The sequence below is a fragment of the uncultured Agrococcus sp. genome (assembly GCF_945915485.1).
Taxonomy (GTDB): Bacteria; Actinomycetota; Actinomycetes; order Actinomycetales; family Microbacteriaceae; genus Agrococcus.
Genome location: NZ_CAMEFJ010000128.1, coordinates 1 through 4,731 on the forward strand (window position 1 = coordinate 1; position 4,731 = coordinate 4,731).

Sequence of the window (4,731 nt, forward strand, 5' to 3'; positions counted from 1 at the left end):
TCGCCCAACCAGACCCTCACGCTCGCGGACGTACCCGTGCAGTACGCGGGAGCGGCGGGCGGGATCCTGCAGACGGGCCAGCGGCTCGGCACATCCATCGGCATCGTGGCGATAACGGGGCTCGCGTTCAGCGTCGTGGCCAGCCGGGGCTGGGACGAAGCGTTCATCTACGGATTCATCGCCATCAGCGCCATCGGTCTTGTCGCGGCGGCCATCGCCGTCTTCGATCTCCTGCAGACTCGCAGGAAGCGGATACGCGCTTCTGCCGCCCGGTAGCGGGTAGCGCTTCACTGCAGCACGGATGCGGATGATCCGAAGACCACTTCGCTCGCTTCGCGCGCGCCGGAGGGAAGCACGCTCGGGCTTTCCACGTGCACCGCTCCGCTCGGCAGAATCCCCGCTCCTCCGAAGCGCTCCATGACGAGCCACTGGGCGACACGATCTTCGCCGATGTGATCGGGGTCGAGTAGCGGCCAGAAGGTGAATCCCCCTGCGTCGAGCAGGGCTGCCCTGTCGAATAGCACGCAACCGCCGACCCAGGCGACGCGGTACGGGAAAGCACTGTCATCGAGCAACTCGAGCCGTTCCGCCAGGTGCGCGACGTTGGCGGCGTTGTGCAGAATCCAGCGCCCGACGGCAGCGTCGCCGGGCCGGATGCGCTCCGACAGCACGGTCGCGTCCGGCCACGGCTCGAAGACGCCGAAATCGCGAGGGCACGGGCGAGGCAAATGAGACAGCCCCTGCGGTGCGTACCCCACGAAGCCGCAGTCGTGTCGCGTCAGAGCATCCGTGAGGCGTTCGAAGGCGCCGGGCTCGAGCCACACGTCATCGTCGAGGAAGAGCACGCGAGGCGCGGTCGCGAGATCGAGCAGGAACTGCCGGTGTTCGGCCATGCCGGCCCGTGGGAGGTGTCGGTGCAGTTCGACCGGGCGCCCCTGCGCACGCAGCACGCGCACCATCGCACGCACGGCCGGCGACCGGGTTACGCCGCTGCCGGACTGGTCACCGATGATGACGGAAAAGCGCGGTTCGTCTTGCGCCGCGAGACCCGCGAGCGTGACGGCGAGCTCTTCGCCGTTCCTCGCGGTCGGGATGAGAACGTCGACGTCCGCTTCGGTCACGGATGCGCTGGACGCCCACTGCGCGCTGCCTCGCCTGCTCGCGCTCATGGCCGCCGCTCCCGGAGTCGCTCATGCGAACCTGCGATCCTCATCTGCTTCCTCACAGCGCTGTTTCGAAGCCGCGCCCTCGGCAGGCGCTCCTCGCTCCGTACCGGCGGGTGTCGACAATATGGCGACACCCGGGCTCAGCAGACTACGCCCTCGCAGCCGCTCCGTCTACCCCCTCGACGAATCACCTACTTCCCGGGAGATTGAAAGACATATCGGTCGATGAGGCGCGTACTTTGCCGCTGCAGTCGACCGATACAACCAGGAGGGAGTGTATATGGCTATCTGCGATACCTGCGGAAATGACTACGACAAGACTTTCACGGTGACGCGAAACTCCGAGTCGGGCGTTTTCGACAGTTTCGAGTGCGCAGCGCAGTTCATGGCACCCGTGTGCGAACGCTGCGGCTGCCGGATCCTGGGCCACGGTGTGGAGGCCGAGGGGTCCATCTTCTGCTGCGCTCACTGCGCCCGCGCACGTGGCGAGCACGAGCTCGTCGACAGAGCTTGAATCGACATTTCCGGCCGGGTTTCGCGTGCGAAACGCGCCGGACGCCTCGGATGCCCGGGCGGTTATCGGGAAGGAAGCTCGATGCCCCGTTCGAAACCGTATGGAAGGGGACGCCTGGGCGTTGCCGCCCTCGCCGCGGTCGTTGTCGCCCTCGCCGGGTGCGGCATACAGATTCCCGCAGACCCCGACGGTACGCTCGACAGCGTTGAAAACGGAACACTGCGGGTCGGCGTCGCCGCCGAACCGGGATTGGCGGAGTATCACGACGGCGAGGCTGCCGGGACGCTTGTGGACGTCGCCCACCGTTTCGCTCAGGAATTGAACGCTGACATCGAATGGTCATCGCACAGTGAAGAGCGCCTTGTCGCAATGCTCGAGGGTGATGATCTTGATCTCGCCCTGGGCGGCTTCACCGACAGCAGTCCGTGGAGCGACCGGGTCGGGATGACGCGGCCGGTCACGGGCATTCCCGGTACCGATGATCCGATCGTGATGCTCGTGCCTATGGGTGAAAACGCGTTCCTCGACGCGCTCGAACGCCACCTCGACGCTGAAACGACGTCATGAACCTCGCCGGCTACTGTCAGGGGACGCACGAGCACCTCCCGGAGGAGCAGCGGAAGGCTCAGAGAAGCGCTATCCGTTTGCAGATCGTCACCGTCGTCTATACGGTCGTCACGATCGTGCTCGTCGTTCTCGTGATGGGCAGTTCTCAGGCGATGAAGACGGCCTGGATCGAGGATATGCTCTCGCTTCTACCGCAACTGGCGTTCTTCATCGCGCTGTTCTTCATTCGCAAACCGTCGAGCGTCCGTCATCCATACGGTCAGCACCGGGCGATGGGCATCGGTCATCTCGTAGCGGGCGTCGCACTGCTTACCGTGGGCGCGAGCCTCGTGGTGCAGTCCTCGATCAGCCTGATCACTGCAGAGCACCCGACGATCGGGACCGTCACGCTGTTCGGCGAGGCCGTGTGGCTGGGGTGGTTGATGATCGCCGTCATGGCGGTGACCGCGGTCGGCCCGCCGATTCTGGGACGCATGAAGGCGAAGGTGGCGGCGAAGCTGCACAACAAAGTGCTGTTCGCGGACGCCGACATGATGAAGGCCGACTGGCACACGAACATCGCCACGATCCTCGGTGTTTTCGGCGTCGGCATCGGGCTGTGGTGGCTCGATGCGACGGCCGCTATCGTCATTTCGGTGGGCATCATCGCGGACGGCCTGCGCAATACGAAATCGGCCCTGGCCGATCTCATGGACCGTCGAGCACGCACGTACGATGGCGAGGAACCGCATCCGGTGACGCGCAGCGTGCTACGGGTCGCTCGCGATGCGACCTGGGCCCAGGAGGCGGGAGTCAGGGTCAGAGATCAGGGGCAGGTGCTGCACATCGAGCTTTTCGTGGTTCCGGCTCTGAATCACGTGGAACTCGAATGGTTCGGTCCCTTGATCGACGCGGTGCGCGATATCGACTGGAAGATCCACGACGTCGTCATCGTGCCAACCGATCCGTTGCCGCCGTACGCCGACACCGATAAGCAGGTATCGAGAGGTCGTCCGTGAAATGCGCCGGAAGAGTCTGTCAGCCCAGAGACCTCGACGGTCCCGAGACCGCAACAGTTCAGGGGATTCGTGTCAAGGCCCCTGACAAACGGACTTTGCCGTGACGATCCTTGACTACGCACACGAACCGAGAGGAGATGAGACCGATGGCAGACATCTGGAACCAGAACGAGGAGCTGGAGCAGGACGATGAGCTGGTGGTGACCGATCATCGAGACGAGCCCGTTCCTCCTGACGAGTCGCTCGATGAAGTGGCTCCCGAAGAGGAGATCCCGCTCGAGGAGGCCAGGGCCCTCGAAGACTCCGATCAGCAGAACGCCACGACTTCCCCGGAGGAACGTCGCGGCGAGGGAGAGGAGACGGAACGATAGCAGTGAGCCGTGAAGGGTACCGTCGATTCGGCGTCGAAGAGGAGTACCTGCTTCTCAAAGACGCTGACGGCAGACCCGCTGACCGTGCTGCGGATGTCATCCATGGTATGCGAGAACGCCGGGAGCAGGCCGATCAGGAGTATTTCCTGAGCCAGCTCGAAGCGGCCACGCCTATCTGCCGGACAGCAGGAGAAGCAGCGGAGTCACTCGAGCGGTTCCGCGGCGAAGCGGCGTCGGCTGCGCGCGAGCGCGGGCTCGTCCTCGCGGGTTCGGGTATGCCTCCGGCCGGAGGAGAAACGGAGGGTACCCGGACCCCGGGACGACGCTATCGACGCATCGCTGACGCGCTCGGGGCCACGGCGAAACACCAATTCGCGACCGGGACGCACGTGCACGTCGAGATCCCGTCGCGGGATGCGGGAGTACGGGTGCTGCGACGACTCGCCCGCTGGGCGCCCGCACTGCTGGCGATGACCGCGAACTCCCCTGTGTGGTGCGAGGAACGGTCAGGCTTCATGACCTGGCGCTATGTCTCGTACCTCACGTGGCCGATTTCGGGCTGGCCACCCGACTTCACCGACGGAAGCGAGTACGACGGGACCATCGCGCAGCTCGTTCGCGCAGGGATACTGCTCGACTCAGGAGTGGGGACGTGGGCTGCGAGGCTCTCCGACGACTATCCCACGCTCGAATTGCGCATCGCGGACGCACAGCTGAGGGCCAGTGACGCGGTCGTCTTCGGAGCTCTTGTGCGTGCGCTCGTGGAGCGCTGCATACGCGATGACGAGCGGGGGGCTCCGCCGCCGAGCGCGGCTCCCGCTCTCGTCAACGCCAGCCTCTGGCTGGCGGCTCGCGACGGACTCGAGGGAGAGCTCATGGATCCGTCCGAGGGTGATCTTCTGCCGGGCATAGACCTCCTCGAGCGCGCGGTTGAGACGGCCGCGGACGAGCTGGAGCGTTTCGGCGACTTGGCACTCGTGGAGCGGCGCGTCGAGGCTTTGCGACGGGACGGCAGTCCGGCGGCGCAGCAGTCGGGAGTGTTCGAGCGCGAGGGTATCCGGGGGCTTCTCGCGCTCTATCGTGAGACCTGGAGCCCGGCGCGAAGCATGATCTAG

Annotated in this window: 5 protein-coding genes and 1 pseudogene; 5 read left to right on the forward strand and 1 reads right to left on the reverse strand. The window is 65.3% G+C overall.

Going from position 1 to position 4,731, the window contains the following annotated elements; translation table 11 throughout:
• Positions 1 to 276: pseudogene (locus Q0O95_RS13155) on the forward strand (MFS transporter); the annotation flags it as partial.
• 11 nt (positions 277 to 287) lie between these two features.
• Here Q0O95_RS13155 and Q0O95_RS13160 read toward each other — a convergent pair.
• Positions 288 to 1,169, reverse strand: a complete 882-nt coding sequence (locus Q0O95_RS13160; protein WP_293699531.1) for a glycosyltransferase family A protein — start codon at positions 1,167 to 1,169, stop codon at positions 288 to 290.
• Between the two features lie 592 nt (positions 1,170 to 1,761).
• Between Q0O95_RS13160 and Q0O95_RS13165 the strand changes: the two genes are divergently transcribed.
• The 4 genes from Q0O95_RS13165 to Q0O95_RS13180 all read left to right on the forward strand — a co-directional run bounded on the left by Q0O95_RS13165 (position 1,762) and on the right by Q0O95_RS13180 (position 4,731).
• A complete protein-coding gene (locus Q0O95_RS13165; protein WP_293699534.1) occupies positions 1,762 to 2,247 on the forward strand; it encodes a hypothetical protein in 486 nt (161 codons plus the stop codon).
• Positions 2,244 to 3,245 (forward strand): cation transporter, encoded by a 1,002-nt coding sequence (locus Q0O95_RS13170; protein ID WP_293699537.1) that lies wholly within the window; start codon positions 2,244 to 2,246, stop codon positions 3,243 to 3,245. Before Q0O95_RS13165 ends, Q0O95_RS13170 begins: the two co-directional genes overlap by 4 nt.
• A 146-nt stretch (positions 3,246 to 3,391) precedes the next feature.
• Positions 3,392 to 3,616: a hypothetical protein gene (locus tag Q0O95_RS13175; RefSeq protein WP_293699540.1), complete on the forward strand. Its 225-nt coding sequence runs from the start codon at positions 3,392 to 3,394 to the stop codon at positions 3,614 to 3,616.
• Positions 3,617 to 3,618: 2 nt separating this feature from the next.
• Entirely contained in the window at positions 3,619 to 4,731 is a 1,113-nt protein-coding gene (locus Q0O95_RS13180; protein WP_293699542.1) for a YbdK family carboxylate-amine ligase, read from the forward strand.

Bases quoted from the DNA above. Each gene is read 5' to 3' on its own strand.
- Q0O95_RS13160 (WP_293699531.1), bottom strand. From the start codon at position 1,169: ATGAGCGCGAGCAGGCGAGGCAGCGCGCAGTGGGCGTCCAGCGCATCC.
- Q0O95_RS13165 (WP_293699534.1), top strand. From the start codon at position 1,762: ATGCCCCGTTCGAAACCGTATGGAAGGGGACGCCTGGGCGTTGCCGCC.
- Q0O95_RS13170 (WP_293699537.1), top strand. From the start codon at position 2,244: ATGAACCTCGCCGGCTACTGTCAGGGGACGCACGAGCACCTCCCGGAG.
- Q0O95_RS13175 (WP_293699540.1), top strand. From the start codon at position 3,392: ATGGCAGACATCTGGAACCAGAACGAGGAGCTGGAGCAGGACGATGAG.